The organism is Streptomyces bugieae, from assembly GCF_036352915.1.
Lineage (GTDB): Bacteria > Actinomycetota > Actinomycetes > Streptomycetales > Streptomycetaceae > Streptomyces > Streptomyces endophytica.
The window spans coordinates 1-24,743 of record NZ_JAZBJP010000042.1 but is presented as its reverse complement, the minus strand read 5'-3'; the positions used below and the strand labels follow the sequence as shown (position 1 = coordinate 24,743).

Sequence of the window (24,743 nt, the reverse complement as noted above, 5' to 3'; positions counted from 1 at the left end):
GCGGCGGGGCGTGGCAAAGGGAGGTGCCAGGCATGTGCCCACGGCCTGTACCCAGCGCTGATGCACCCTCAGTTGCCAATAAAATAAGACAACCTCGGGATGAGCGGCCGATCTGCGTCGTGCGCTGCGGGCTACGCTCGTGCTGCCCTCTTTGGGGTGGCATGGGGGATCCCCAAGCCCGGATGGTGGAATGCAGACACGGCGAGCTTAAACCTCGCTGGCCTACGGGCCGTGCCGGTTCAAGTCCGGCTCCGGGCACTCCGCACGTGACCAAGGCGGGGTTCGAAGTCGGGTGCTTACCTGAATTTTCAACGAGAAGGGCCGCCGGGGCAAGCCGGCGGCCCTCGTGCTTTGTTCGGCGGCTCAGCGCTCCAGGAGAGCGAAGAGGTTCTCCCAGCGCCCGACAATCTCGTCGGTGGAGAACCGCTGGATGTTCTCCCGGGCGGCTTCGCCCATCGCGTCCCGGAGCTCCTTGTCCGACATCAGCGTGTCGAGATGCCGGGCGAATTCGGTGATATTGCCCGGGGGAGCGAGGAAACCGTCCTCGCCGTCCGTGATGATCTCGTGGACGCCCGGCGCCACGTCGAACGCCACACACGGCACGGCCGTCGCCATCGCCTCCATCGGCGCCAGCGGAAAGCCCTCACCCCGCGAGCTGAGCGCGAACACCGCACTCTCCCGCAGCGCCCCCGGAACGTCGGAGGTGCGCCCCATCCACTCGACGGACGAGGTCACCCCCAGCTCCGCCGCCAGCTTGCGCAGCGCCTCGGCCTCCTCACCGGAGCCGTAGATCCGCAGCGTCCAGTCCGGATGCTCCGGGGCGACCTGCGCCCACGCCTCCAGCAGCAGGTCGACGCCCTTCTCCTCGTGCAGCCGGCCGATGCTGACCACGCACTTGCGGGAGCGGTCCGACGGGACGTCGGGGAAGAACGGCAGGGGGTTCGGCATGAAACCGACGTTGTCCATCCGCTGGCGGATCCAGCGGTCGGCGTCCTCGCGGGTGAGCGTCAGCATTCGGTCGACGTCCGCGTAAAACCGCTTGACCCGGCCGAAGCGGGAGGACTTGCGGCAGGTCTCGAACGACTCATGGCTCATTCCGACCACCGTCAGCCCGGCGGTGTCGGCCAGCGCGACCCACTCCATCGCCCACACCTGGGTGACGATCACCACCCCGCCCGGCTTCGCCGCCCGGAACAGCGCACTCATCTTCGCCGCCTGCTCCCGCATCCCGGCCTCCCGGGCGGCCCGGCGGCGCTGCTCGGCGACGTTCAGCCGGTCCTTCAGCCCGCGCACCGGGCGGACCGTCGGCGGGTGGTCGCGGTACAGCGTGGTGGCCCTGAACGGCACGTCGTCGGCCAGCTCATGGGCGCGCCCCTCGGGCGCCGGCACGATGCCGATGACGTGCACCCGGTGGCCCCGCTCGCTGAACAGGCGCGCCATCTGGTGCGACCAACTGGTGATGCCGCCCATCTCGTTGACGCTGTTGGAGACGAAGAAGATGTCCCGCGGCCCGGCTGCGTACGACTTGGTCATCAACGGCTCCACTGCGCAAAGAACTGATCGACAATGCTCCGGGCGGCGTCGCCACGGTCGTATTCCCCGAACTTGGCGACGAATTCCGCGCGCTTGCGGGCGTATTCCAGGGACTGCGTCTCGAACGACTTGATCGTCTCGTGGAAATCGTCCTCGGTACGGACCACCGGGCCCGGCGCGTGCGCCAGCAGATCGAAGTAGGTCCCCCGGCCCTCGTGGACGTATTCGTCGTAGTCGTAGGTGAAGAACACCAACGGCCGGTCCAGCAGCGCGTAGTCGAACATCACCGACGAATAGTCGGTGATCAGCCCGTCGGCCAGCTCCAGCAGCGGCGTCACGTCATGGCGCGCCGACACGTCGATGACCCGGCCCTGCACCGTCGGGGGCAGCACCACGTGATTGAGGTAGTGCGAGCGCACCAGCAGGACGTAGCGGTCGCCGAACTGGTCCGCGAACCGCTCGACGTCGAAGGGCAATTCGAAGCGTCCGTGCCGGCCGCCCGCCTTGCGGAACGTCGGCGCGTACAGCAGCACGGTCTTGTCCTCGGGAATGCCCAACTCCGCCGCCAGCGGCCCGCGTTCGCGCCGCCCCAGCTCCTCCTCGCGCTGCCGGGCGCGCACCAGCGCGTCGTTGCGCGGGTACCCGACCCGCAGCAGCGTCTTCTCCTGGAGCCGGAACGCCTTGGCCAGGGTGTGCACATCGTGCTCGGAACGGACCAGGAAGCGGTCGAAGCGGTCCAGCGAACGCTGCTGCTCCTCCTGCTGCTGCCGGGTCTGCGCCTTGAGGGCGGGCTGGTCGAAGCCCATCTTCTTCAGCGCCGAGCCGTGCCAGGTCTGGAGGTACGTGGTCTCGGGACGCTTGGTCAGCTTGAGCGGGTAGCTCTGGTTGTCCACCCAGAACTCCGCCTGCGCCAGCGCCTTGAGGTACGGCAGCGACCAGCGCTTGACCAGCGTGACGCCCTTCGGGAAGTCCTTCGGCGAGCCGGCGTACGACCAGATCGCCTCGAAGTCCAGGCCCTGCCGGCGCATCTCCTCGTAGATCGCGCGCGGGCTGTCGCTGTACTGCTTGCCCAGGTGGCTCTCGAAGACCACCGTGCGCTTCTTGACGGGCAGCCGGCAGAACACCTCGTGGTACGCCCGGAGCTTGTTGTCGCCGGAGGTGACCTTCTTGCGCAGCGCCTTCGCCTTGCGGTAGCCGGTCTTGGCGAGCGTGCCCGGCCTCCCGCGCACCCCGCGGGTGATCAGCTCCTGCATCCGCTCGGCGTTCGCGCCCTCGCTGACCAGCCGGAACGCCAGATGCCCCTTCGCCGAGGCATGCGGCTGCAGACGGTCGGCGACCATCCGCGTCAGCCGCGGCCGGACCGGCAGCGACCCGGTCAGCTCGGTGTCGGCGACGGTGAGCCGGGTGGTGGTGCGCACCCCGTCCACGTCCAGCCGCAGCCGCACGTCCCAGATGGAGTCCACGATGCCCAGCGGGCGCAGCCCGGCGGTGAGGTCCGTGGTGGCCGCCCAGTGGACCGCGTCACCCTCGTGGCGCAGCTCGGCCACCGGGAAGCGGAAGGACTGCAGGCTGCGCCGCCGGGCGCTGAACTCCAGCTCGCCCTTCAGCCGCGCACCGGGCGGGATGACGCCCAGCGGGTTGGTGATCCGCCCTTCCAGGGAGACGGCCCCACCGGACTCCCGGTAACGGGTGAGCTGGTTGCGCAGGAACAGCTGGTTGACCGGCTTCTCGTGGTAGCCGATGTCGGTGACGTCCAGTACGGAGCGGCCGAAGGCGTCGTCGAAGTGGCCCCCGCACCAGTAGATCCGGCCGTTGTGCTCGGCCAGCGGCGAGGAGACCTTGTCGCGGTTGATCAGCGTGTCCACGGCCGGGATCAGGTTCTCCCAGTCACCCCGCTGGAGCAGGTACGCGCAGATGGCCTGGATGGCCGGCACCCGCTCGTACGCCTCGGGGGCGATGCCCGCGAGGTATTCCCGGGAGAGTTCGGCGAACTCGCGGCGGTAGGACTCGTCCCGGAACGGCAGATCGCGCAGATGCAGCACCAGGTCGTGCTTGAGGAATTTGACGTCCTTGGCGAGCTTTATTCCGGACAACCCGCGCTCGGCCAGCAATGCGTCGATGCGCCGGTGGATCTCCAGCCGGTGCGCGTAGTTCGTCATTTCGTGCCGCCGGTTCGTCACCGATTTTACGGCGGCCCGCTCGAATACGTGCCAGTAATAGACCTGATTGGGAATCAGGGTGATGCGCTTCGCCGCGAGATAGGCATCGGCGATGAACATCAGGTCCTCGTAGAACATGCCCTTCGGGAATCGCAGGTCATGTTCGATGAGGAAATCGCGGCGATAGCACTTGTTGGTGGAGAGGGTGTCCCAGACGAACAGGTCCGGCAATTCCGTGACCGACTCCAGGGTCCGGGTCGTGGAATACAGCCAGGAATACCATTCGTCCCGCTTCTGGTTGCGGGTGTCCTTGTGCAGCCGGACGCACAGACCGGAAACGATGTCCGAGTCGGTCGCCTCGGCGGCCTCCAGCATGTTCCGGCAGGCGTTGACCTCCAGGACGTCGTCGCTGTCCAGGAACATGACGTAGCGGCCGCGGGTGTGCTGGATGCCGGCGTTGCGCGGCTCGCCGCCCGCGCCGCTGTTCTCCGGCAGCTGGAAGGCTCTGACTCTCTCCGGGTGCGTGGCGGCGAGCTGCTGTGCCACTTCGAAGGAACGGTCGGTGCTGCAGTCGTCGACGATCACCACCTCGACGTCCCGGAGCGTCTGGTCCAGTACGGACTGGACCGCGGTCGGCAACCGGTCGGCGTCGTTGTAGACGATGACGACTACGGAGACGTCAGGCACAGGGACCTCAACCTCTTTCGCTGCTGTTTGCCGCCAGAATAGCCCCGTCTGTCCCCCCGATTACCACGAATCGCGCCCATGGCACTACGCACAGTGAGCCGCCGGGGGCGCGGGGAAGGGCGCTCCGGCATGCGGATCATGACCAGGTGTCATCTCCGCCGATCCGCCCGGCAGGGGGCTTCCGGCCGGAAGGGAAGACGGCCGCTCCGGTGAATCGGTTGCCTGCTCGGATGTGACGTCCGTTGTGCCCGGGTTCATGAGCGGGGCGTTCTCCGGGCACGTCCGCGGCGTCCCGGACGTCCTCCTCTCGGAGGACGTGTCGCGCCGAGTACGGGGAAAGATCCTGCCCAAGAACGAGCGACGTGTCTTTGCCAAGCCATTACGCTTGCCGTCAAGGCCGCGCAGGGCGGCCATGGAGGAGTGAGATGAGGAGCAGCAACCCGGTCTTCTCGCGACGGGGGTTCAGCCGCGACACCGGCTACGCGGGCTTCAACGCGCAGGCCGGGGGCCCCACCGCGAACCCGTACGCCGGCACCAACCCCTACGCGCAGGGCGGCAACCCCTACGCACAGGCCCCCACCGACCCGTCCGCCCAGGGTCAGCCCATCACCCAGGCACCGCCGCAGTACGCGCCGCAGACCCGGCCGATGACGATGGACGACGTCGTCACGCGCACGGGCCTGACGCTCGGCACGGTCATCGCCGGCGCCACCGTCGGCTGGCTGTTCCTGACCCAGAACCTCGGCTTCGCCGTCGGCGCGGGTCTGGTCGCGATGGTGCTGGGCTTCGTCCAGTCCTTCAAGCGCCGGCCGTCGCCCGCGCTGATCCTCGCGTACGCGGCACTGGAGGGCGTCTTCCTCGGCGCGCTCAGCGGCTTCATCAACGACCTGCCGAAGATGAACGGCGCCCCCATGCAGGCGGTGCTGGGCACGATGGCGGTGTTCGTCGCCATGCTGGTCGCCTACAAGACGCGGATCGTCCGGGTCACCGCCCGCTTCACCCGCTTCGTGCTCATCGCGGCGCTGGGCTTCGTCCTGCTCTCGCTGGTCAACGTGCTGTTCATGGCCTTCGGCGGCGGGGACGGCCTCGGCTTCCGCAGCGGCGGCCTGGGCATCCTCTTCGGCGTCGTCGGCGTGGTCCTCGGCGCGCTGTTCCTCGCCCTGGACTTCAAGCAGGTCGAGGACGGCATCGCCTACGGCGCGCCGCGCGAGGAGTCCTGGCTGGCGGCGTTCGGCCTGACCCTGACGCTGGTGTGGATCTACATGGAGATGCTGCGGCTGATCTCCATCCTCCGGGGCGACTGACCGCACCCCGCGGCGTGAGCAGCACCGCGAAGAAGGGCCCGCAGGCAGCAGCCTGCGGGCCCTTCGGGGTTGAGGACGGCGCCTCATCGCGGATCAGAACTTCCGCGCGGCGCGCCTGAGGTCGTGTTCGTGAACGATCGCCTTGGCGTGCCCGTGGGCGAGGTTGTGCTCGCCACGGAGCCAGCTGACCTTTTCGTCGAAGCGGAAGAGAGCGGGGCCTTCGTCAACGGTGCGGAGCCATTCGGAGATTTCCCGTCCCGTGCACTCGGGGATGCGGGAGAGCATGTTCCGGTGGGTCTCTTCGGAGAAGAGCTGAGACATCGGCGCCTCCGGACGCGGTCGATGCTGGTTCTTCAGCACACCGTGCCTGAGGCTTCCGCCGTTGGCAACCACCCGGGAGTGGCGCATAGGCTCACGATGTGCTTGACGTGACCCCTTTGCAGACCGCCGTGGACGCCCTCGCCGACCGCCTCCGAGCGCTGCCGCAGAGCCGGCTCAGCCAGGGCGCGGCGGCCGAGGGGCTCGCGCTGGCACGGGAGTTGGCGACCCGTGCGCAGCTGATCGAACGGCCCGCGGAGCCGCCGCGCCCGTTCCCGGACGCCGGGATGTTCGCGGTCGGCGACCAGCTCGCGGTGGCCGGTCACGACCTCGTCGAGGCGCTACGCGCCGCGGCCGCCCGCCCGGCCGGTACCGGCCCCGATCCTGACGCGAAAGTGGCCCCCGCCGAAGAGCTGGCGGAGGCCGTGCGATGCGTACGGGCGGCGGCGGAGCGCTGCTAGGGGTGGGCGCCTGCCCCGTGGGCGGTCCCTAAGGGGCGGTCCCTAGGGGGGCGGGCGAACACTTTCCCTAGGGGGTGCATGGGCCCCCTGCGGGGCCACAACGTGGTGGGGGTGGGCGGTATTCCGGCCACCGGGCACCGGCTACCGCGCCGCCGGCTACCGTGCCATCGGCCATCGGCCACCGCGCCATCGGCCACCGCGCCACGGGCGGGAGGGTGGTCAGAGCGAGGCGATGACGCGGTCGGCGAGGATGTAGACGCTGTCCTCGCGGGTCTCGCCCCAGGAGAAGGTCAGGGCGTAGGCGCCGGAGATGCCGGAGCCGCCCAGCAGCACCGGCGTGCGCCCGGCGTGCAGCGCGTCGGCGACCCGGTCCGCGGCCTCGCGCTGGCCGGGGGTCAGACAGAGCGTGGTGCCGTCGGCGAAGACGTACACGTCCAGGGTGCCCAGCGGGCCCGGGCGGACGTCCGCGACCGCGGTGGCGTCCCGCGCCAGCTCCTCCAGACGCGCCACGGTGCGCTCGTAGTCGCTGATCACCGGGGACGGCGAGAAGTCCGGGTGCGAGGGGTGCCGGCGGCGGGCGGCGGCCAGTTCGGCGGACTCGGTGCCCTCGACGGGCTCCAACTCCGGTGCGTCCAGGGCCTCCAGCGCCTCCACGGACTCCAGGGTCTCCATCGCCTCCAGGGCGTCCGGGCCCAGCAGCGGCTCCAGGCCGGCCAGGTCCGCCTGGCGGGGCACGAACGGCTGGAGGTCGAGCCGCTCGGACTCCGGCCGACCGTCACGCGTCAGCCGGCCCTCGCGGCCGTCCAGCGGGCCCTCGTCACCGAGGCCGAGCAGAGTGGGGGCGTCCGCGGCGTCCCTGGCCTCCTGCGCGGCCCAGAACGCCCGGGCCTCGGCCAGCTCCCGCTCGCGCTCCTCGGCGAGCGCGTCGGCGACGGCGGCGCGTATGTCCGCGAGCGGGGTCGCCTCGGCCGGGCTGGTACGGGCGGCGGGGATGGTCGCGGCGGCCTCGGCCGCCTCCGCGCGCGCCGCGGCGTCCCGGCGGGCGGCGACGAGCTCACCGTGCAGCTCGGTGAGCTGGCGGCGCAGCGCACGGGCGGTGCCCAGCGCGACGGCGCCCAGCACCACGGCGACGGCCGCGGCCACGAGCAGGACGAGGGTGGTGACGCTCATGCGCCGACCTCCACTTCGTTCGGCGGCCCACTTCCCTCGGGCCGTGCATCGGTACATGGACTTCCCCCGGCGGTCGGCCGGGGTGACCCCCTTGATGCGCCGCTCACGGGGGTCACCAATGGTGGCGGCTCGCTCACCGGCGTACTCCCGTTAGCAGAATGTTCTCCGACTTCCTACATCAGCCTGCCGGGGGTCGGCGACCGCTCACCGGGCGCTATGTCCCGAAATGCTGGGGGACATGGGCCTCGTGGGATGCGGTGCCCCCATGCTGACCTGCAACAACGCTTCTCCCCCAGGACGTTCATCACAATCCTGGGGGAGATTGGGTCGCGATCTTGTTAACGAGTGAGGCAGGTCACGCGCCGTCGCCGCCCGTGTCCGTACGACAGCGAAGGGTGTGCGCTGGGCGGGAGTTGGTCCGTTCCGCCCGGCGCACACCCTCCGAAGCATCCGCAGAGGCTCGCCAGCTCAGCCGCGCGTGCCCGTGGTCGCGCTGAACTTCGCTTCCGCTGCGCTACAGCTCAGCTCAGCCGCGCGTGCCCGTGGTCGCGCTGAACTTCGCTTCCGCTGCGCTACAGCTCAGCTCAGCCGCTCGATGACCATCGCCATGCCCTGGCCGCCGCCCACGCACATGGTCTCCAGGCCGAACTGCTTGTCGTGCCACTGGAGGGAGTTGATGAGCGTGGTGGTGATGCGGGCGCCGGTCATGCCGAAGGGGTGGCCGACGGCGATCGCGCCGCCGTTGACGTTCAGCTTGTCCAGCGGGATGTCCAGGTCGCGGTAGGAGGGGATCACCTGGGCGGCGAACGCCTCGTTGATCTCGACCAGGTCGATGTCGGAGATGGTCAGGCCGGCGCGGCGCAGCGCCTGCTTGCTGGCCTCGACCGGGCCGTAGCCCATGATCTCGGGGGACAGGCCCGAGACGCCGGTGGAGACGATCCGGGCGAGCGGGGTCAGGCCCAGCTCGCGGGCCTTGGTGTCGGACATGATGACCAGCGCCGCGGCACCGTCGTTGAGCGGGCAGCAGTTGCCGGCCGTCACCAGGCCGTCGGGGCGGAAGACCGGCTTGAGGCCCTGCACGCCCTCCAGCGTGACGCCGGCGCGCGGGCCGTCGTCCTGCGAGACGACCGTGCCGTCGGGCAGCGTGACCGGGGTGATCTCCCGCTCCCAGAAGCCGTCCTTGATCGCCTGCTCGGCGAGGTTCTGCGACCGTACGCCGAACTCGTCCATGTCCTGGCGGGTGACGCCCTTGAGGCGGGCGAGGTTCTCCGCGGTCTGGCCCATCGCGATGTACGCGTCGGGGACCAGGCCGTCCTCGCGCGGGTCGTGCCAGTCGGCGCCCTCCTGCTCGGCGCGCGCGGCCGTACGGGCCTCGGCGTCGGCGAAGAGCGGGTTGTGGGTGTCGGGCAGCCCGTCGGAGGTGCCCTTCACGCTGCGCGAGACCGTCTCGACGCCGGCCGAGATGAAGACGTCGCCCTCACCGGCCTTGATGGCGTGCAGCGCCATCCGCGTCGTCTGGAGCGACGAGGAACAGTAGCGGGTGACCGTGCAGCCCGGGAGGTGGTCCATCCCCATCTGGACGGCCACGATGCGGCCGAGGTTGTGGCCCTGCTCGCCACCGGGGAGGCCGCAGCCCAGCATCAGGTCGTCGATGTCCTTGGGGTCCAGCTCGGGGACCTTGGCCAGGGCGGTCTCGATGATCTTCGCGGTCAGGTCGTCCGGACGCAGGTCCTTCAGCGAGCCCTTGAAGGCGCGGCCGATCGGGGAGCGGGCGGCTGAGACGATCACGGCTTCGGGCATCACGGCTCCAGGAAATCAAGTGGCGCCCTGCGCCTCGTTGAGGGGCGGTGGTCGGGCGACGGGCGGATGAAGGTGCTGGACTGTGAGGGAAGTTACCTGCACGTACTGCTGAGGTCACGGGGTGCGCGTTGTGATGCGGACCTCTTTTCTAAGCGAGCGCTTATGGAACGGCGCGGGGCCGCCGGGTATTCCCCGGCGGCCCCGTGTCCGTTCGGCGTCCTGCGGACCCTCAGCGCGGCAGCGACGGCCGGTCCGCCGACTCCTCCGCGTCCGGCAGCTGGCGCCGCCGCCGGTGCTTGAGCAGCGCCCAGGGTGCGCGGGAGGCGGTGACCTCCGTACCGCCCTCCGAAGCCGCCTCGGCGGCCGCCTGCGCGACCGGGAGGATGCCCTCGCCCCGGGCGGGCTCCGGCCGCTCCTCGTCCGGCCACAGGCCCAGCGAGGCGCACAGCGTCGGCAGCACGGCCATGGCGGCGGTGGCGTACCCCTCCGCCGACGGGTGGTAGTTGTCCGGCCCGAACAGCTCCCGCGGATGCGCCTCGAACTCGGGGCCCAGCAGGTCGCCCAGCGAGACCGTACGGCCGCCGCTCTCGACCACCCCGATCGTCTGCGCGGCCGCGAGCTGCCGCGAGAGCCGCCGGGCCACCCACCGCAGCGGCTGGTAGACCGGCTCGATCGTGCCCAGATCGGGGCAGGTGCCCACCACCACCTCACAGCCCTCGGCACGCAGCCGGCGCACCGCGTCCGAGAGGTGGCGGACGGACTGCGCCGGCGGCATCCGGTGGGTGACGTCGTTGGCGCCGATCATGATCACGCAGACGTCCGGGGTCCGGGTGTCGTCCGCGAGCATCAGCTCCACCTGGCGCGCCAGATCGTCCGACTGCGCCCCGGGCAGCGCCACGTTGCGGAAGTCGACGGGGAGTTCGGCGACCGCGGCGAGGCCGGAGGCGAGCAGCGCGCCCGGGGTCTGCGAGACGCGGTGCACGCCCTGGCCGGCGGCGGTGGAGTCGCCGAGGAAGCCCAGGCGGAGCGGCGGGCGGTCGGTGGGGTGGCCGAAGGCGGCGCCGTAGCGGCCATCGGCGCACGGGGGGATGTCGCTGGAGCCGCCGACCGTACGGCGGGCCAGCCGGACCTCGGTCAGCAGCACACCGACGGCGGCGACGCCGAGCAGCCCGACCCCGCCGCCGCCGACCGCGGCGGCGGTCGCGATCCGCCGTGCCACCCTCGCCCTGGACATCGTCATCGGCATGGGCCGGGCACCTCCCCGTGCAGTGCGGACGCGCCGGACCCGCGGGCCGACGCGCTCTTGAATCGGCAAGAACTCCTACAACAGGGTGTTGCCCGTTCCCGCACGGAACGCAACTCCTCCGTCCTCCGCGCCACCCGGGCAATAGGCTGGCGGCACGGGCGCAGGAGAGCGTGCCCCCGACCGCGGAGACCACCGTGCAGTTTTACGATTCGATGATTGAGCTCGTCGGCAACACCCCGCTCGTGCGGCTCAACAACGTGACCAAGGGCATCCAGGCCACCGTCCTGGCGAAGGTCGAGTACTTCAATCCCGGCGGTTCGGTGAAGGACCGGATCGCCGTGCGGATGATCGAGGCCGCCGAGCAGTCGGGTGAGCTGAAGCCGGGCGGCACGATCGTCGAGCCGACCTCCGGGAACACCGGGGTGGGCCTGGCGATCGTGGCCCAGCAAAAGGGCTACAAGTGCATCTTCGTCTGCCCGGACAAGGTGTCCACGGACAAGATCAACGTGCTGCGGGCGTACGGCGCCGAGGTCGTGGTCTGCCCGACCGCGGTGGACCCCGAGCACCCGGACTCGTACTACAACGTCTCGGACCGGCTGGTGCGCGAGACGCCGGGCGCCTGGAAGCCCGACCAGTACAGCAACCCGAACAACCCGCGCTCCCACTACGAGACCACCGGTCCGGAGCTGTGGGCCCAGACGGACGGGCGGATCACGCACTTCGTGGCGGGCGTCGGCACCGGCGGCACGATCAGCGGCACCGGCCGCTACCTGAAGGACGCCAGCGAGGGCCGGGTCAAGGTCATCGGCGCCGACCCGGAGGGCTCGGTCTACAGCGGCGGCTCCGGGCGCCCGTACCTGATCGAGGGTGTCGGCGAGGACTTCTGGCCGACCGCCTACGACCGCACGGTCGCCGACGAGATCGTGGCGGTGTCGGACAAGGACGCCTTCCAGATGACCCGGCGGCTGGCCAAGGAGGAGGGCCTGCTGGTCGGCGGCTCCTGCGGCATGGCCGTGGTGGCCGCGCTGGAGGTCGCCTCCCGGCTCGGACCGGACGACGTGGTCGTCGTCCTGCTGCCGGACAGCGGCCGCGGCTACCTCTCCAAGATCTTCAACGACGAGTGGATGGCCGACTACGGCTTCCTGGAGGAGGGCGGCACCGCCGCCCGCGTCGTCGACGTGCTGGAGCACAAGGAGGGCGCGCTGCCCTCGCTGGTCCACATGCACCCGGAGGAGACCGTCGGCGAGGCGATCGACGTGCTGCGCGAGTACGGCGTCTCGCAGATGCCGATCGTCAAGCCGGGCGCCGGCCACCCGGACGTGATGGCCGCCGAGGTCGTCGGCTCCGTCGTCGAACGGGAGCTGCTGGACGCGCTGTTCACCCAGCGGGCGTCGCTGACCGACCCGCTGGAGAAGCACATGTGCCGGCCGCTGCCGCAGGTCGGCTCCGGCGAGTCGGTCTCCGACCTGATGGCCGTCCTGGAGAGCGCCGACGCGGCGATCGTCCTCGTGGAGGGCAAGCCGAAGGGCGTGGTGAGCCGGCAGGACCTGCTGGCCTTCCTGGCCCGCGAGGCCGGCAAGTAGCACCGGCCGCGGCGGCCGTCCCCGGTGGCGGCCGCCGCGTCACGCCGTGCCCGCCACGGCGTCAAGTGGCCGTCAGGAAACGGTCCGTCGGCGCAAGGTGTACGTATGCGTCATGTGCTGGCAGCACGGGCTTAACACTCGTCCGGCACATTGATGTGCACGGCGATACGGACCTCCGGAGCGGCTCCCGGACCTCCCAGATCGCCACCCGGACGCGATGACCGGCCCTGACCCGGAACGCGTCCCTGGCGGGGACCGCCGTCGTCCCGCCCCCGGCTCGGCCGGGGTGCGGCGGTCCCCGCCACAACTTCCCTTCCCGGGCTCAGTCCCACTCCCCGTCATGCCGCTCGCCGCGCCCACCGAGCAGCAGGTTCCGCACCCCGACGCTGTGCACGGCGTTGACGCCGACGATGCCGGCCCAGCACACCAGCAGCCCCGGGATCCCGGCGTTGACCACGCCGATCGCGGTCAGCGGGACGGCCAGCACCAGGGAGAGGGCGGCGACCCCGAACCGCTCCCAGAAACGGCGCCCGCCGCCCTCCGGTCGCGGCGGGCGGCCGCCGCGCGCCACCTGGACCTGCTGCTCGGCGAGCTGCCGCCGGACCCTGCGGTCGACGGTGTGGTCCAGCTTCTCCAGGAAGGAATCCACCAGCTCCGCCTCGTACTCGGGCCCCAGCTCCTTGCGGGTCTGGAGCGTCGCGTCGAGTTCCTTGCGCAGGTCGGGGTCGTGTGTCGCCATGGTGCGAGCGTACGGACCGCCGGGACGCGGCGCGGTAGGGCTAACCCCCCGATCCGGCCGGGCTCTGCTGCCCCTGTTCGTCCGGGGCCGCGGCGGGAGCCGGCAGGGGTGCGGCGCCGCGGCGGGCGGCGAGCCCGTACAGGACGGCCGGTACGGCGAGGCCGACGAGCCAGGAGACATCCGCGCCGCCGAGCGGAGCCACCAGGGGGCCGGTGTAGAAGTGCGTGGACAGGAAGGGGAGTTGGGCGAGCACGCCGAGGGCGTAGACGGTCAGCGCCCGGGCGTTCCAGGCGCCGTAGCGGCCGGCCGGGTCGCTGAGCGCGGCGATGTCGTAGCGCTCCTTGGAGATCAGGTAGTAGTCGGTGAGGTTGATCGCCGACCAGGGCGTGAAGAAGGTCAGCAGGAACAGCAGGAAGTCCTTGAAGGACGTCAGGAACGAGTCCTTGCCCAGCAGGGCGACCGCCGTCCCGGCCACCATGATCCCGGCGATGTACCCGGCCCGGCCGCGCGGCGACAGCGCGCGCTGGCCGCGGAACCCGCTGACGCTGGTGACCAGCGACATGAAGCCGCCGTAGGTGTTGAGGACGTTGATGGTCAGCTTGCCGAGCGCGATGACGAAGTACAGGAAGGAGGCGATCAGTCCGGCGCCGCCGAGGCCGACGACGTAACCCACCTCGTGCCCGACGAACGCGTCCGGCGCCGCGGCGGCGGCCAGCGCACCGAAGGTCATCGACCACTGCGCGCCGAGCACCGAGCCGGACAGCGTCCACCAGAACGTGGCGCGGGCCGAGGTGTGCCGGGGCAGATAGCGCGAGTAGTCGGCGACGTACGGGCCGAACGCCAGCTGCCAGGAGGCCGAGAGCGAGACGGCGAGCAGGAAGACCGGCAGCCCGAAGCGGTGGTCGTGCAGCAGTGTGCCGAGGTCGGCGCGCTGCAGGAGGCGGACGCCCAGATAGACGAAGGCCACGGCGCACACCAGGCCGGCGATCCGCCCCAGGGCGTGGACGAGGCGGTATCCGACGGCCGCGGCGACCGCGGTGACCGCCGCGAACAGCACGATCCCCGGCGTCTCGCCCAGGTGCGTCAGCTCGCCCACCGCCTGCCCCGCCAGCACGCTGCCGCTGGCGAAGAACCCGATGTACATCACGATGACCAGCGCCAGCGGGACCACCGCCCCGCGCACCCCGAACTGTGCCCGCGAGGTGATCATCTGCGGCAGGCCGAGCCGCGGGCCCTGGGCGGAGTGCAGCGCCATCACCGCCCCGCCGAGGAGGTTGCCGAGCAGCAGCCCGATCACCCCCCAGAAGGCGTTCGCCCCGAAGACGACCGCCAGCGCGCCGGTGACCACGGCGGTGATCTGGAGGTTCGCGCCCAGCCAGAGCGTGAACTGGCTGACCGGGCTGCCGTGCCGTTCGTCATCGGGGACCACGTCGATCGAGCGCCGTTCCACCACGCCTGCCATGCATCCGCCCCGGGTCGTCGCCTGTATGGATTCATGCAGGATCCGTGTCGGTGAATGGAAGGTCAATAGGTGGGAGCCGGAAAGCGGGGAATTCGCGGTAACGGAGCCGGTGGGAACGGCGGGTGGGCCGGCCGACGGCTCACGCGGCCGGCGACGTCGGATCGCCCATCGGCCGCAGCTCGTCCGCGTACGACACCGAGACCCGGCGCATCAGGCCGTCCTCGGTGATGTCGTACTGGCCCAGGCGCCACAGCGGCGGCGAATAGGCGTGCACCGACACCGCGTCATCGGTCGCCCCGGTGAGCCGGTGGATGTGGTCCGGGCCGAAGCAGAACGACGAGCCGGCGCCGACGGCGGTGGCCAGGTGCTCCCCGCCGATCCGCGGATTGGACTCGGTCAGCACCCCCTGCACGACCCGGACGGCACCGGAGGAGAGGTCGTGGTCGTGCCAGCCGGTGTCGTTCTGCCGGGTCCAGCACAGCAGCCAGACGTCGACGAACTCGTCGCGGTACAGCGACGCGTAGTGCCGTTCGGTGTCGGAGAACGCGACCTGTCCGCGCCACAGGTCCGGACGATCCGCCAACTCGTCGACCAGTGACCGCAGTTCACGCTTGCCGAGATTGCGCTCGGGCAGCGCGGCGAACGGCTGCCCGGCGTCCACGGCCGGACCGGCCCCAGCGGCGGCCTCGGCCCGGGAGGCGGCGTGCGTCATGGTCGGACTCCTTTCGACGGGCCCAGCAGACGGGCCGGATTGACGGTGCGCAGGGCGTGCACGGCGGCCTCGGCACCGAGGTCGGGGATCAGCGGATCAAGGGGTGCGGCACGCAGCGCTTCCGGTGGAGAGTGATGGCGGGCGACGGGTCGGGCATAGGGGCGGTCGCTGCCGCTGACGACGACGTCGATGCCGACGGCCCGTACCAGGGCGTCCACCGCCCGGGTCCCGTACGAGGACGTCTCGTAGAACGCGTCGGGGTCCACCCGGCCCCGCTCCCCGCCGCCGCCCCGGGCCACCAGCCGCTCCCCGTGCAGCGGCGCCAGGCCCGCCAGCGCCGCGAAGCAGACCCGCAGGTCCGGGTGGCGCGGCCGGCCGAAGGCCCGGAACGCGAACCAGGAGGCGTGCATCTGCTGGACGTACGGGACCAGCGCGGGCCACCAGGCGGGTGCGGTGCCCTCGGCGGGCGGGGCCGCGCCCGGGTGCACGAACAGCGGCTTGTCCAGCCCGGCGAGGACGTCCAGCAGGGGCGCGCAGCGGGCCCAGCCGGCGGCGTCCAGCAGGGCGGTGGCGGGCAGTTGCAGGCCCACGCAGCCGCGCCGCAGCTCGCGGTGGAGCGCCCCGGTGTCCGGTTCGGGAGCGGCGAGACAGACCGAGGCCCAGACGCCGAAGGGGGCGGGCAGCTCCAGCGCGCCGTCGTGGAACGCGGTGAGCAGCGGCGCGGCCTCCTCGGGCGGCAGGTACTCGATGCCGAGCGGACTGGAGAGCGAGACCAGCGCCCGGTCCAGCCCGTCCGCACGGGCGAGCCGGACCCGGGCCGCGACGTCGTGGTCGGCCGGATCGACGGCGTACGGCGGCTCACCGGGCAGCTCCAGCGTCCAGCCGTCCAGCCGCGGCGGCACATCGCGGGCCCGCAGCAGCGCCACGAACGCGGGCGGCCAGAGATGCTGATGGACATCGGTGGACACGGTGCGGGAGCCTCCTCAACCGTTTCACTTAACCGATTAACTGATGCGCTTAAGTGAAACGCTTAACCACTGAGGGTGTCAAGGCCCGCGCCCCGGAGCGCTCCCGGCCTCGCCACCGGAGCAGTGCCGTCCCCACCGCTCCCGGCGCCGACCCCGTCCGGACGATGGGGCCCGGCCGTCCCTCCCGCCTTCGGTAGGCTTCCGGACATGGCCAGGCCCAACAAACGCACCACCCTCCGCGAGGTGGCCGAGGCCACCGGACTCTCCACCGCAGCCGTCTCCTACGCACTGCGCGGCAAGCATGTCTCCAAGGAGACCGAGGAGCGGGTGCGCAAGGCCGCCGCCGAACTCGGCTACGAGGCCGACCCGATCGCCCGCGCCCTCGCCAGCGGCCGCACGAGCACCGTCGGCGTGCTCGCCGGCGACCTCCAGGACCTCTGGCAGCAGCAACTGATGGCCGCCATAGGGCGCGAACTGCTGGCCGGCGACCGCTACGCGCTGATCCTCGACGCCGGCGGCGACCCCGAGCGGGAACTGGTCCTCGCCAAGCAGCTGCGCGACCAGCGGGTGGACGGTCTGCTGGTCTCCCCGGTCGACCCCTCGGCCGAGGGCTGGGCGGCGATCGCCGAGGGGGTGCCGGTGGTCTCCATCGGCGACGCGCTGAGCCGGGCCCGCACGGCCGGCGAGGTGCTCTTCGACAACCGCGCCGGCATCGACGCGGTCCTGGACTACCTCCGCGGCCTGGGCCACCGCCAGATCACCGTCCTCACCCCCACCGGCCCCTCCACCCCCGACCGCCCCGCCGACGTCTACGTCCGCGAGGCCGCCGACCGCCTCGGCATCGACGCCCAGGTCCTGCCCTGCCCCCAGGAACTGGGCGAGGCGACCGCGGTGGCCCGGCGGGTACTCACCAACACCCCCGACGGCCGCCGCCCGGCCGGCGCGCTCCCGCCGCCCGCCGCGGTCTTCTGCTTCTCCGACTCCATCGCCTACGGCGTCTACGCGGCCGCCGCCGAGGCCGGACTGACCGTCGGCCGGGACCTGTCCGTCGTCGGCTTCGACGACCACCCGGTCTCCCGCGTCCTCACCCCACCGCTGACCACCGTCGACTGGGGCCTCGGCGAGATCGCCAAGGAGGCCGCCCGCCTGGCGGTCGCGGCGATAGAGGGCCGCCGCGTCCGCCGCAAGCGCATTCTGTGTGCGCCGCGGCTGTCCGAACGGGGTTCAGCCGTCGCTCCGCGCTAGGCGGCCCTCCCACGTACCTGGCTTTCCCGCCGCGGTTCGTCTCGCCGTTGCGCCTGGCGGCGGGCGTTTGTGTGTCGGGTGCGGTGCCGGCCCTCCAGACTTCGTCCTCCGGTCCAGCCCCTCCCGTGAGTGGGAGTTTCGAAGCTGGTTGGGGGCGGGCGTCATCCGTTGCCCGCACGCTCGTGGGCATTACCTGCACCCCCACCGGCTTTGACTTTCCCTCTCACGGGAGGGGACGGGCCGGAGGGGCCGGTTGTGTGGACGTAAAGCGTCAGCAGTCCACACAACCGGCCCCGGAGGCCCGTCACCGCACCCGACAACCCACCTGGCCCGCCGCAGGCGCAACGGCGAACAACACCCGCGGCGGGACGGCCAGGTACGTGGGAGGCGCCGCAAAGCGCGCAACGGCGAGACGACCCGCGGCGCCGCAGACAAGTACGTGGGAAGTCAGCCAAGCTTCCGCTCGGAGAGCCACGCCGCCGCCACCCGGTCCGGGTCCTTCTTGTCCTTGTCGACCTTGCGGTTGAGTTCCGTGAGGTCGGCGGTGGTCAAGGCGTTGCCGAGGGTCGCCAGCGCGCGGCGCACCTTCGTGTCGGCCTTGCGGGCGGCGATCAGCGGGACGATGTGCTGGGCGGGGACCAGGTGCCGGGGGTCGGCCAGCAGCACCCAGCCGTTCTCCTTGATGTCGACGTCGGTGGTGAAGACGTTGGCGACGTCGACGTCGCCCTTCTTCAGGGCGCCCTTGACCAGCGGGCCGGACGAGTCCAGCGCCTTGAACTCCTTGAATTCCACGCCGTACTTGTCCTTGAGGCCGACCAGCCCGACCACCCGCTTCTTCATCTCGGCGGCCGCGCCGAACACCAGCTTGCCGTTGGTCCGGCGCAGGTCGTCGAGCGACTTCAGGCCGTAGCGCTCGGCGGTCTCGCGGGTCACGGCGAAGCTGTCGCGGTCTTCGGCGGCCGCGTACGGGAGCACCTCCAGGCCGTCGGGCACCACCGTGGCCAGCGCGTTCTGCATGGCTCCGGCCTCGGTCTCGGTGGCCTTCTTGTCGAGGTAGAGCAGCAGGCTGCCCTGGTATTCGGGGAGCAGGTCGATGTCGCCGGAGCGCAGCGCCGGGACCACGATCTCGCGGGAGCCGAGGTTGGGCCGGACGGTGGCCTTGACGCCCGCCGCGGACAGCACGCCCGCGTAGAGGTAGCCGAGGATCTGGTTCTCGGTGAAGTTGGCGGTGCCGATGACCAGTCCACCGCTGCTGTTGCCGCTGTCGCCGCCGGCGCCACTCCCCTTGAGGGAGGTGATGCCGGAGGAACAGGCGGCCAGCAGCGGTGCCGAGGCGCCGGCGAGCAGGGTGGTCAGGGCGGTGCGGCGGTTCATGGCGGGGCTCCTCGGGAGGGGCGGGCGTACGGGGCGCGGGGCGTGGCGGTTCAGCGGGCGGTGGCCGGGCGGCCGCGGAACAGCAGCCGGGTCAGCCCGCCCAGGGCCAGATCGGCGACGACGGCGAGCACGGCGACCAGCACCGCACCGCCGAGCACCTGCACCAGATCGCGCTGGGCCAGGCCGTCGAAGACGTAGCGGCCCAGCCCGCCGAAGCTGACGTAGGCGGCGATGGTGGCGGTGGCCACGACCTGGACGGTCGCCAGGCGGATGCCGGTCATGATCAGCGGCAGCGCCAGCGGCACCTCGACCTGCCAGAGGATCTGGCGGCCGCGCAGCCCGACGCCCTTGGCGGCGTCCTTGACCTCCGGGTCGACGGCGGCCATCCCGGCGTACGTATTGGTGATGATCACGGGCACGGCGAGCGCGACCAGCGAGACGTACACCGGCCACACGCTGAGCCCGCCGGCGAGGAAGACCAGGGTGACCAGGCCGACGGTGGGCAGCGCCCGGCCGAAGGAGGAGAGGTTGACGGCGAGGAAGGCGCCGCGGCCGGTGTGCCCGATGAGCAGGCCGACGGGCAGGGCGATCACGGCCGCGGCGAGGGTGGCGAGCACCGAGTACTCCAGGTGCTCCAGGACGCGGGTGGCGATGCCGTCGGGGCCCGCCCACTGGGCCGGGCCGGTCAGCCAGGCCGCCAGGTTCTTCAGCAGTTCGAGCATCGGGCCGTCACGCTCGCTTCCACAGCTTGGGGGCGGACCGGGGCGCGCCGCGCCGCCAGGGGGTGCACAGCCGCTGGACGGTCACCAGCAGGGCGTCGGCGGCCAGCGCGAGCAGCAGGGTCAGGACCACGCCGGCGACGACCGGGGTGGGGAAGTTGCGCTGGAAGCCGTCGGTGAAGAGCTGGCCGAGCCCGCCGTACCCGATGTAACTCGCCACGCTGACCAGGGAGATGGACATCACCGTCGCGACCCGTACGCCCGCCATGATCACCGGGAGGGCGAGCGGCAGCTCGACGGTGAGCAGGGTGCGCAGCGGCCGGGTCCCCATCGCCTTCGAGGCCTCGCGTACGCGTTCCGGGACCGCGTCCAGGCCCTCGACGGTGTTCCGCACCAGGACGACCAGGGTGTACGCGGTCAGGCCGGTGATCGCGGTGGTGCGGGTCAGCCCGGTGACCGGCAGCAGCAGGACGAAGAAGGCGAGCGAGGGGATGGTGTAGAGGATGTTGGACGCGCCGAGGACGAAGCCGCGCAGCGGGCGGACGCGGTGCGCGAGGACCGCCAGCGGCAGCGCGATCAGCAGGCCGAACAGGACGGCGGGGACGGCGGTGGCGAGGTGGTCCGCGGTGAGGCGGGTCAGTTCACCGGCGTGATCGGGGAACCAGCCCCATTCGACGGTCATGCGGGGCGCTCCGCGGCGGCCGGGGCCTCGGGCGCGAGGTCGTCGGGGGTGGGGCCCTCGGCGGCGGGCTCGTGGGGTGTCTCGGCCGCGGTCTGCGTAGCTGCCGTCCGAGTCGCCGGTGCCGTCGGAGTCGCCGGAGCGGCCGCGCGGGCGGCGTCGGCGTGGCTGCGGCCGGCCCGGTCGTGGATGGCGTCGCGGGAGGTGACACCGGTCAGGACGCCGTCGGCGGTGACCCGGGCGACCGCCCCGGCCGGCGAGGAGACCGCTTCGTTGAGCGCCGAGAGCAGCGAATCGGTGTCCCGCAGCGGCCGGACCCCGGCCAGCTCCGCCTCGCCGGCCGTACCGCCGGCCGGCAGCGCGTCGGTGTCCAGCCAGCCCAGCGGTTCACCGCGCGGCGAGGTCACCAGGCGCCAGCGCCCGCCGTCGCGGCCTATCGCGCCGACCGGTTCGTCGGCGCGTATCGCCCGGCCGGGCGCGTGCGGCACGTCGGCGAGGGTGGTGAGCGAGAGCAGCTTCAGACCGCGCTCGGCGCCGAGGAAGTCGGCGACGAAGTCATCGGCGGGACGGGCCAGCAGTTCGGCGGGCTCGGCGCATTGGACGAGCCGGCCGCCGGTGCGGAACACCGCGATCCGGTCGCCCAGGCGGACCGCCTCGTCGATGTCGTGGGTGACGAAGACGACGGTCTTGCGGAGCTCCTCCTGGAGCCGCAGCAGCTCGTTCTGGAGCTGGGTGCGGACGACCGGGTCGACCGCGCCGAACGGCTCGTCCATCAGCAGCACCGGGGGGTCGGCGGCGAGCGCCCGGGCCACCCCGACGCGCTGCTGCTGACCGCCGGAGAGCTGGTGCGGATAGCGCTTGCCGGTGTCCGCGGGCAGGCCGACCAGCTCCAGCAGCTCCGCGGCGCGGGCCCGGGCCTTGCGGCGGCCCCAGCCGAGCAGCAGCGGGACGGTCGCGATGTTGTCGAGGACCGTACGGTGTGGGAAGAGGCCGGACTGCTGGATGACGTAGCCGATGCCGCGCCGCAGCTCGGCGGCGTCCGCCTCCAGGACGTCGCGGCCGCCGACGCTGATGGTGCCGGAGGTCGGCTCGACCATGCGGTTGACCATCCGCAGGGTCGTCGTCTTGCCGCATCCGGACGATCCGACGAGGACGGTGACGCCGCCCTCGGGGAGGTCGAGGGAGAGATCGTCCACTGCGGTGGTGCCGTTCGGGTACCGCTTGCTGACTGCGTCGAATTTGATCATCCGCTGCCCCTTGCCCGGCCTGCATAGTGTCATGCAGAGTCTTAGGCACGTGAATAGAAGTCAATAGGTGGGAGTAAACCCCGTGTTACAACGTGGGTTACCCGAGAGTTCTTCCCGCTCTCCGCTCGGCCACCGTACGGAACCAGGTGTCGGAATTCGGTCCACAAAGCGCGTTATAAGAGGGAGTTGAGCCCCTTGATTTCCCACATGCTGGACAATGCCCGCCGGTCCGGCAGGCGCATCACCCTCGACGGCACCGCGCTGCGCCCCGCCGACGTCGCCGCCCTCGCGGACCGCGCCGCCCGCCCCGCGGCCCCCGATCCCAAGGCCCTCGCCCGCGCCGCGGAATCCTGGGACACCGCCCGCCGGCTCGCCGCCACCGGACGCGTCTACGGCCGCAGCACCGGCGTCGGCGCCAACCGCACCGAGGACGTCGAGGCCGCCGACGCCGCCCACGGGCTCCGGCTGCTGCGCAGCCACGCCGGTGCGATCGGCGACCCGCTGCCCGGCCGCGAGGTCCGGGCGATGCTCGCGGTCCGCGCCAACCAGCTGCTCGCCGGCGGCGCCGGCCTCAACCCCGCGGTCATCACGGCCCTGATCGCCGCCCTGGACGCCGGCGCCCACCCGGTCGTCAACGAACACGGCGCGGTCGGCACCGGCGACCTGGCCGCGCTCGCCCAGACCGGCCTGGCACTGGCCGGCGAACACCCCTGGCACGGCACCCCCGGCGGCCGCGCCCCCGCCCCCGTCGCCCTCGACAACAACGACGCGCTCGCCCTGATCAGCAGCAACGCCCTCACCCTCGGCCAGTCCGCACTCGCCCTGGACGAACTGCGCCGGCTGCTGGCCGCCTCACTGCCCATCGCCGCGCTCTCCCTGCTCGCGGTCGGCGGCTCCTACGAACCGTTCGCCGAACCGGTCATGCTCGCCCGCCCGCACCCCGGCTCCGCGGCCGCCGCCGCCCAGCTGCGCACCCTCTCCGGCGTGCCGGCGCGGCCCAGCCCGCCGCTGGGCCGCATCCAGGACCCGTACGGCTTCCGCTGCCTCCCCCAGATCCACGGCCCGGCGCTGGACACCGCCGACACCCTGGAATCCGTGCTGACCGTCGAGCTCAACGCCGCCGGCGAGAACCCGCTGATCAGCATCGAGGACCAGGCCGCCTACCACCACGGCAACTTCTACGCCGCCCACGTCGTCCTCGCCCTGGACGCCTTCCGGCTGGCCGTCCTGCAGACCGCCCGGCTGTCCACCGCCCGGCTCGCCGCGCTCTCCGAGCCCGACTTCACCCGGCTGCGGCCCTTCCTCGGCGACGCCGCGCCGGCCAGCTCGGGCGTGATGATCCTCGAATACGCGGCCGGCGCGGCGCTCGGCGAGATGCGGGCGGTCTCCCACCCGGCCTCCCTCGGCCACGCGGTGCTCTCCCGCGGCGTCGAGGAACAGGCCAGCTTCGCCTCCCTCGGGGCCCGCCAGACGCTGCGCGCCGCCACGTACTACCGTCAGGTCCTCGCCTGCGAACTCGTCGCCGCCGTAAGGGCGTTGCGGATGCGCTCGCTGGAACCCGAGCCCGGTCTGCCGCTCGCCACCGCCTACGCCCGGGCCGCCGAGGCGCTCGACCCGCGCATGGAGGACCGGCCGCTGACGGACGACGTGGCGGTGGCGGCGGGGCTGCTGGACGAACTGGCGGAGGTGTGAGCGCGGCATGAACGCAGGCAGAAGCGCAGGCAGGAACGCGGACGGGACGGGCCGGCGGTTCGGCGGGCCGGCGCACCACCGCGCGGGCGCGCGCCCGACCGGGTACCGGACCGGCGCCCGGCACGGGCGTGAGGCCGGACGGGTGGCCGGTGTGCCACGGGGCGGGTGCGTGGCCGGACGGGTGGCCGGTGTGCCACGGGGCGGGTGCGTGGCCGGACGGGTGGCCGGTGTGCCACGGGGCGGGTGCGTGGCCGGACGGGTGGCCGGTGTGCCATGGGCCGGGCGCGTGGCCGGACGGGTGGTGGGCCTGCCCCGGCGCGCGGCGGCCCGCGTACCGGCGGGCGGTGGCCGGAACGATCCCGTACGGCCGGATCGTCAGGCGTACCGCGCGCCGTTCCGAGCCAGGAATTCCGTACAGTCGGTCGACACAGGAAAAGGCCCGCACCGGGCCGGGAAGAAGAGGCGATGAGCGGGGACGGGGACAACGGCCGCGGCACCGGCGGCGCGGCCGGCGGTGCGCCGGGGGAGCGGGCCGCGGAGGCCCGGGCCGAGGAGGCGCGGGACGCGACGGCCGGCCGGGTCACGGACGTGGACACCGGCACCGCCGCCCGCCTCCAGAAGCTCTTCGAGGGCCACCGGCTGACGCCCACCCAGCGCCGGATCGCGCACTGCATGGTGCGCCGGGCCGCCGACGCGCCCTTCCTCTCCAGCGTCGAACTGGCCGAACTGGCCGGCGTCAGCCAGCCGTCCGTCACCCGCTTCGCGGTGGCGCTCGGCTTCGACGGCTACCCGGCACTCCGCCGCCACCTGCGCGAGGTCGCGCCCGCGGAGAAGGCCGGCGACGACGGCACCGCCAACGAGTACCAGCAGGCCGTCCAGGCGGAGATCGACAACCTCCGGCACCTGGCCGCCGCGCTGGCCGACCCGTCGCCGGTGATCGAGGCCGGCCGCCTCTTCGCCGCCTCCCGGCCGCTGCCCGTCCTCGGCCTGCGCGCCGCCACCGCCCAGGCCGCCGGGTTCACGTACTTCGCCCGCAAGGTCCACCCGGACGTCCGGCTGCTGGACGAGGGCGGCACGCTGCTCCCCGACCGGATCGACGCCGCGGTGCGGGCCGGCGCCACCACCCTGCTGTGCTTCGCGCTGCCCCGGCATCCCCGCGAGGTCGTCGAGGCCCTCGCCTACGCCCGGGACGCCGGGCTGACCGTGGTCACCGTCGCCGACAGCGCCTTCGCGCCGGTCGCCCGCCACACCGACCTGCTGCTGCCCGCCGCGGTCGGCACCGGCCTGGCCTTCGACACCGCCTGCGCCCCCATGCTCCTGGGCCGCGTCCTGCTGGAGGCGATGTGCGACGCGCTACCGGACGCGCAGGCACGCCTCGAAGAATTCGATGCGCGGGCCGCTGCGCGGGGGCTCTTTGTGGAATAACCCCACGTTTTTGGCTGTCCCGCCGTGGTGGTTTCTCGCCGTTGCGCTTTGCGGCGCCGCCCACGTACTTGGCTGTCCCGCCGCGGGTGTTGTTCGCCGTTGCGCCTGCGGCGGGCCAGGTGGTTGTTGGGTGCGGTGACGGGCCTCCGGGGCCGGTTGTGTGGACTGCTGACGCTTTACGTCCACACAACCGGCCCCTCCGGCCCGTCCCCTCCCGTGA

General features: G+C 72.2%; 20 protein-coding genes and 1 tRNA gene. 7 read left to right on the top strand and 14 right to left on the bottom strand.

The features are described 5' to 3' along the window. The first annotated feature begins 176 nt into the window (after positions 1-176). Positions 177-258 (top strand) — tRNA-Leu (locus V2J85_RS35775). 105 nt (positions 259-363) lie between these two features. Here V2J85_RS35775 and V2J85_RS35770 read toward each other — a convergent pair. Both V2J85_RS35770 and V2J85_RS35765 read right to left on the bottom strand, forming a co-directional pair. Next, entirely contained in the window at positions 364-1,533 is a 1,170-nt protein-coding gene (locus V2J85_RS35770) for a glycosyltransferase (protein WP_261951059.1), read from the bottom strand. After that, positions 1,533-4,379 carry a bifunctional glycosyltransferase/CDP-glycerol:glycerophosphate glycerophosphotransferase gene (locus V2J85_RS35765; protein ID WP_261951060.1) on the bottom strand — a complete coding sequence of 949 codons (2,847 nt, stop codon included), beginning with the start codon at positions 4,377-4,379 and terminating at the stop codon, positions 1,533-1,535. Before V2J85_RS35765 ends, V2J85_RS35770 begins: the two co-directional genes overlap by 1 nt. A 425-nt stretch (positions 4,380-4,804) precedes the next feature. On the opposite strand from V2J85_RS35765, the gene V2J85_RS35760 reads away from it, so the two are divergent. Continuing rightward, a complete protein-coding gene (locus V2J85_RS35760; RefSeq protein WP_261951061.1) occupies positions 4,805-5,683 on the top strand; it encodes a Bax inhibitor-1/YccA family protein in 879 nt (292 codons plus the stop codon). Positions 5,684-5,776: 93 nt separating this feature from the next. Here V2J85_RS35760 and V2J85_RS35755 read toward each other — a convergent pair whose 3' ends face one another. Beyond that, on the bottom strand, positions 5,777-6,004 hold the full coding sequence (locus V2J85_RS35755; RefSeq protein ID WP_030414336.1) for a DUF4287 domain-containing protein: 228 nt from the start codon (positions 6,002-6,004) through the stop codon (positions 5,777-5,779). A 98-nt stretch (positions 6,005-6,102) separates the two neighbouring features. Between V2J85_RS35755 and V2J85_RS35750 the strand changes: the two genes are divergently transcribed. Continuing rightward, on the top strand, positions 6,103-6,462 hold the full coding sequence (locus V2J85_RS35750; RefSeq protein WP_261951062.1) for a hypothetical protein: 360 nt from the start codon (positions 6,103-6,105) through the stop codon (positions 6,460-6,462). A gap of 219 nt (positions 6,463-6,681) precedes the next feature. Here V2J85_RS35750 and V2J85_RS35745 read toward each other — a convergent pair whose 3' ends face one another. From V2J85_RS35745 to V2J85_RS35735, 3 genes are all read right to left on the bottom strand, one after another. Further along, entirely contained in the window at positions 6,682-7,632 is a 951-nt protein-coding gene (locus V2J85_RS35745; protein ID WP_261951064.1) for a hypothetical protein, read from the bottom strand. Positions 7,633-8,211: 579 nt separating this feature from the next. Continuing rightward, a complete protein-coding gene (locus V2J85_RS35740; protein WP_330823859.1) occupies positions 8,212-9,432 on the bottom strand; it encodes an acetyl-CoA C-acetyltransferase in 1,221 nt (406 codons plus the stop codon). Between the two features lie 229 nt (positions 9,433-9,661). Further along, positions 9,662-10,678 carry an SGNH/GDSL hydrolase family protein gene (locus tag V2J85_RS35735; RefSeq protein WP_330823858.1) on the bottom strand — a complete coding sequence of 339 codons (1,017 nt, stop codon included), beginning with the start codon at positions 10,676-10,678 and terminating at the stop codon, positions 9,662-9,664. 194 nt (positions 10,679-10,872) lie between these two features. On the opposite strand from V2J85_RS35735, the gene V2J85_RS35730 reads away from it, so the two are divergent. Further along, the gene (locus V2J85_RS35730) at positions 10,873-12,261 is read left to right on the top strand and encodes a cystathionine beta-synthase (protein WP_261951067.1); all 1,389 of its coding nucleotides are present in this window, start codon (positions 10,873-10,875) and stop codon (positions 12,259-12,261) included. 322 nt (positions 12,262-12,583) lie between these two features. Here V2J85_RS35730 and V2J85_RS35725 read toward each other — a convergent pair whose 3' ends face one another. The 4 genes from V2J85_RS35725 to V2J85_RS35710 all read right to left on the bottom strand — a co-directional run bounded on the left by V2J85_RS35725 (position 12,584) and on the right by V2J85_RS35710 (position 16,142). Next, complete coding sequence (locus tag V2J85_RS35725; RefSeq protein WP_261951068.1) at positions 12,584-13,000, bottom strand: hypothetical protein; 417 nt, start codon at positions 12,998-13,000, stop codon at positions 12,584-12,586. 40 nt (positions 13,001-13,040) lie between these two features. Further along, the gene (locus tag V2J85_RS35720; RefSeq protein WP_261951069.1) at positions 13,041-14,462 is read right to left on the bottom strand and encodes a purine-cytosine permease family protein; all 1,422 of its coding nucleotides are present in this window, start codon (positions 14,460-14,462) and stop codon (positions 13,041-13,043) included. A 139-nt stretch (positions 14,463-14,601) separates the two neighbouring features. Then, positions 14,602-15,174 carry a cysteine dioxygenase gene (locus tag V2J85_RS35715; RefSeq protein ID WP_330823857.1) on the bottom strand — a complete coding sequence of 191 codons (573 nt, stop codon included), beginning with the start codon at positions 15,172-15,174 and terminating at the stop codon, positions 14,602-14,604. Next, positions 15,171-16,142 carry an amidohydrolase gene (locus V2J85_RS35710; protein WP_261951071.1) on the bottom strand — a complete coding sequence of 324 codons (972 nt, stop codon included), beginning with the start codon at positions 16,140-16,142 and terminating at the stop codon, positions 15,171-15,173. The genes V2J85_RS35715 and V2J85_RS35710 overlap by 4 nt, the downstream gene beginning before the upstream one ends. A 207-nt stretch (positions 16,143-16,349) precedes the next feature. Between V2J85_RS35710 and V2J85_RS35705 the strand changes: the two genes are divergently transcribed. Further along, positions 16,350-17,387 carry a LacI family DNA-binding transcriptional regulator gene (locus V2J85_RS35705; RefSeq protein WP_261951072.1) on the top strand — a complete coding sequence of 346 codons (1,038 nt, stop codon included), beginning with the start codon at positions 16,350-16,352 and terminating at the stop codon, positions 17,385-17,387. 447 nt (positions 17,388-17,834) lie between these two features. Here V2J85_RS35705 and V2J85_RS35700 read toward each other — a convergent pair whose 3' ends face one another. The 4 genes from V2J85_RS35700 to V2J85_RS35685 are packed head-to-tail and all read right to left on the bottom strand — an operon-like array spanning position 17,835 to position 21,406. After that, a complete protein-coding gene (locus tag V2J85_RS35700) occupies positions 17,835-18,761 on the bottom strand; it encodes an ABC transporter substrate-binding protein (RefSeq protein ID WP_330823856.1) in 927 nt (308 codons plus the stop codon). Positions 18,762-18,811: 50 nt separating this feature from the next. After that, on the bottom strand, positions 18,812-19,483 hold the full coding sequence (locus V2J85_RS35695; protein WP_261951074.1) for an ABC transporter permease: 672 nt from the start codon (positions 19,481-19,483) through the stop codon (positions 18,812-18,814). Between the two features lie 7 nt (positions 19,484-19,490). After that, positions 19,491-20,162: an ABC transporter permease gene (locus V2J85_RS35690; RefSeq protein WP_330823855.1), complete on the bottom strand. Its 672-nt coding sequence runs from the start codon at positions 20,160-20,162 to the stop codon at positions 19,491-19,493. Further along, on the bottom strand, positions 20,159-21,406 hold the full coding sequence (locus V2J85_RS35685; protein WP_330823854.1) for an ABC transporter ATP-binding protein: 1,248 nt from the start codon (positions 21,404-21,406) through the stop codon (positions 20,159-20,161). Before V2J85_RS35685 ends, V2J85_RS35690 begins: the two co-directional genes overlap by 4 nt. 207 nt (positions 21,407-21,613) lie before the next feature. On the opposite strand from V2J85_RS35685, the gene V2J85_RS35680 reads away from it, so the two are divergent. Together V2J85_RS35680 and V2J85_RS35675 are read left to right on the top strand one after the other, a co-directional pair. Beyond that, positions 21,614-23,098 (top strand): aromatic amino acid ammonia-lyase, encoded by a 1,485-nt coding sequence (locus V2J85_RS35680; RefSeq protein WP_261957098.1) that lies wholly within the window; start codon positions 21,614-21,616, stop codon positions 23,096-23,098. A gap of 465 nt (positions 23,099-23,563) precedes the next feature. Beyond that, a complete protein-coding gene (locus V2J85_RS35675; RefSeq protein ID WP_261951077.1) occupies positions 23,564-24,523 on the top strand; it encodes a MurR/RpiR family transcriptional regulator in 960 nt (319 codons plus the stop codon). The last annotated feature ends 220 nt before the right edge of the window (positions 24,524-24,743 follow it).

Coding starts and splice junctions, on each gene's coding strand:
- V2J85_RS35770 (WP_261951059.1), bottom strand. CDS start 1,533: ATGACCAAGTCGTACGCAGCCGGGCCGCGGGACATCTTCTTCGTCTCC.
- V2J85_RS35760 (WP_261951061.1), top strand. CDS start 4,805: ATGAGGAGCAGCAACCCGGTCTTCTCGCGACGGGGGTTCAGCCGCGAC.
- V2J85_RS35755 (WP_030414336.1), bottom strand. CDS start 6,004: ATGTCTCAGCTCTTCTCCGAAGAGACCCACCGGAACATGCTCTCCCGC.
- V2J85_RS35745 (WP_261951064.1), bottom strand. CDS start 7,632: ATGAGCGTCACCACCCTCGTCCTGCTCGTGGCCGCGGCCGTCGCCGTG.
- V2J85_RS35740 (WP_330823859.1), bottom strand. CDS start 9,432: ATGCCCGAAGCCGTGATCGTCTCAGCCGCCCGCTCCCCGATCGGCCGC.
- V2J85_RS35735 (WP_330823858.1), bottom strand. CDS start 10,678: ATGCCGATGACGATGTCCAGGGCGAGGGTGGCACGGCGGATCGCGACC.
- V2J85_RS35725 (WP_261951068.1), bottom strand. CDS start 13,000: ATGGCGACACACGACCCCGACCTGCGCAAGGAACTCGACGCGACGCTC.
- V2J85_RS35720 (WP_261951069.1), bottom strand. CDS start 14,462: ATGGCAGGCGTGGTGGAACGGCGCTCGATCGACGTGGTCCCCGATGAC.
- V2J85_RS35715 (WP_330823857.1), bottom strand. CDS start 15,174: ATGACGCACGCCGCCTCCCGGGCCGAGGCCGCCGCTGGGGCCGGTCCG.
- V2J85_RS35705 (WP_261951072.1), top strand. CDS start 16,350: ATGGCCAGGCCCAACAAACGCACCACCCTCCGCGAGGTGGCCGAGGCC.
- V2J85_RS35700 (WP_330823856.1), bottom strand. CDS start 18,761: ATGAACCGCCGCACCGCCCTGACCACCCTGCTCGCCGGCGCCTCGGCA.
- V2J85_RS35695 (WP_261951074.1), bottom strand. CDS start 19,483: ATGCTCGAACTGCTGAAGAACCTGGCGGCCTGGCTGACCGGCCCGGCC.
- V2J85_RS35690 (WP_330823855.1), bottom strand. CDS start 20,162: ATGACCGTCGAATGGGGCTGGTTCCCCGATCACGCCGGTGAACTGACC.
- V2J85_RS35685 (WP_330823854.1), bottom strand. CDS start 21,406: ATGATCAAATTCGACGCAGTCAGCAAGCGGTACCCGAACGGCACCACC.
- V2J85_RS35680 (WP_261957098.1), top strand. CDS start 21,614: ATGCTGGACAATGCCCGCCGGTCCGGCAGGCGCATCACCCTCGACGGC.
- V2J85_RS35675 (WP_261951077.1), top strand. CDS start 23,564: ATGAGCGGGGACGGGGACAACGGCCGCGGCACCGGCGGCGCGGCCGGC.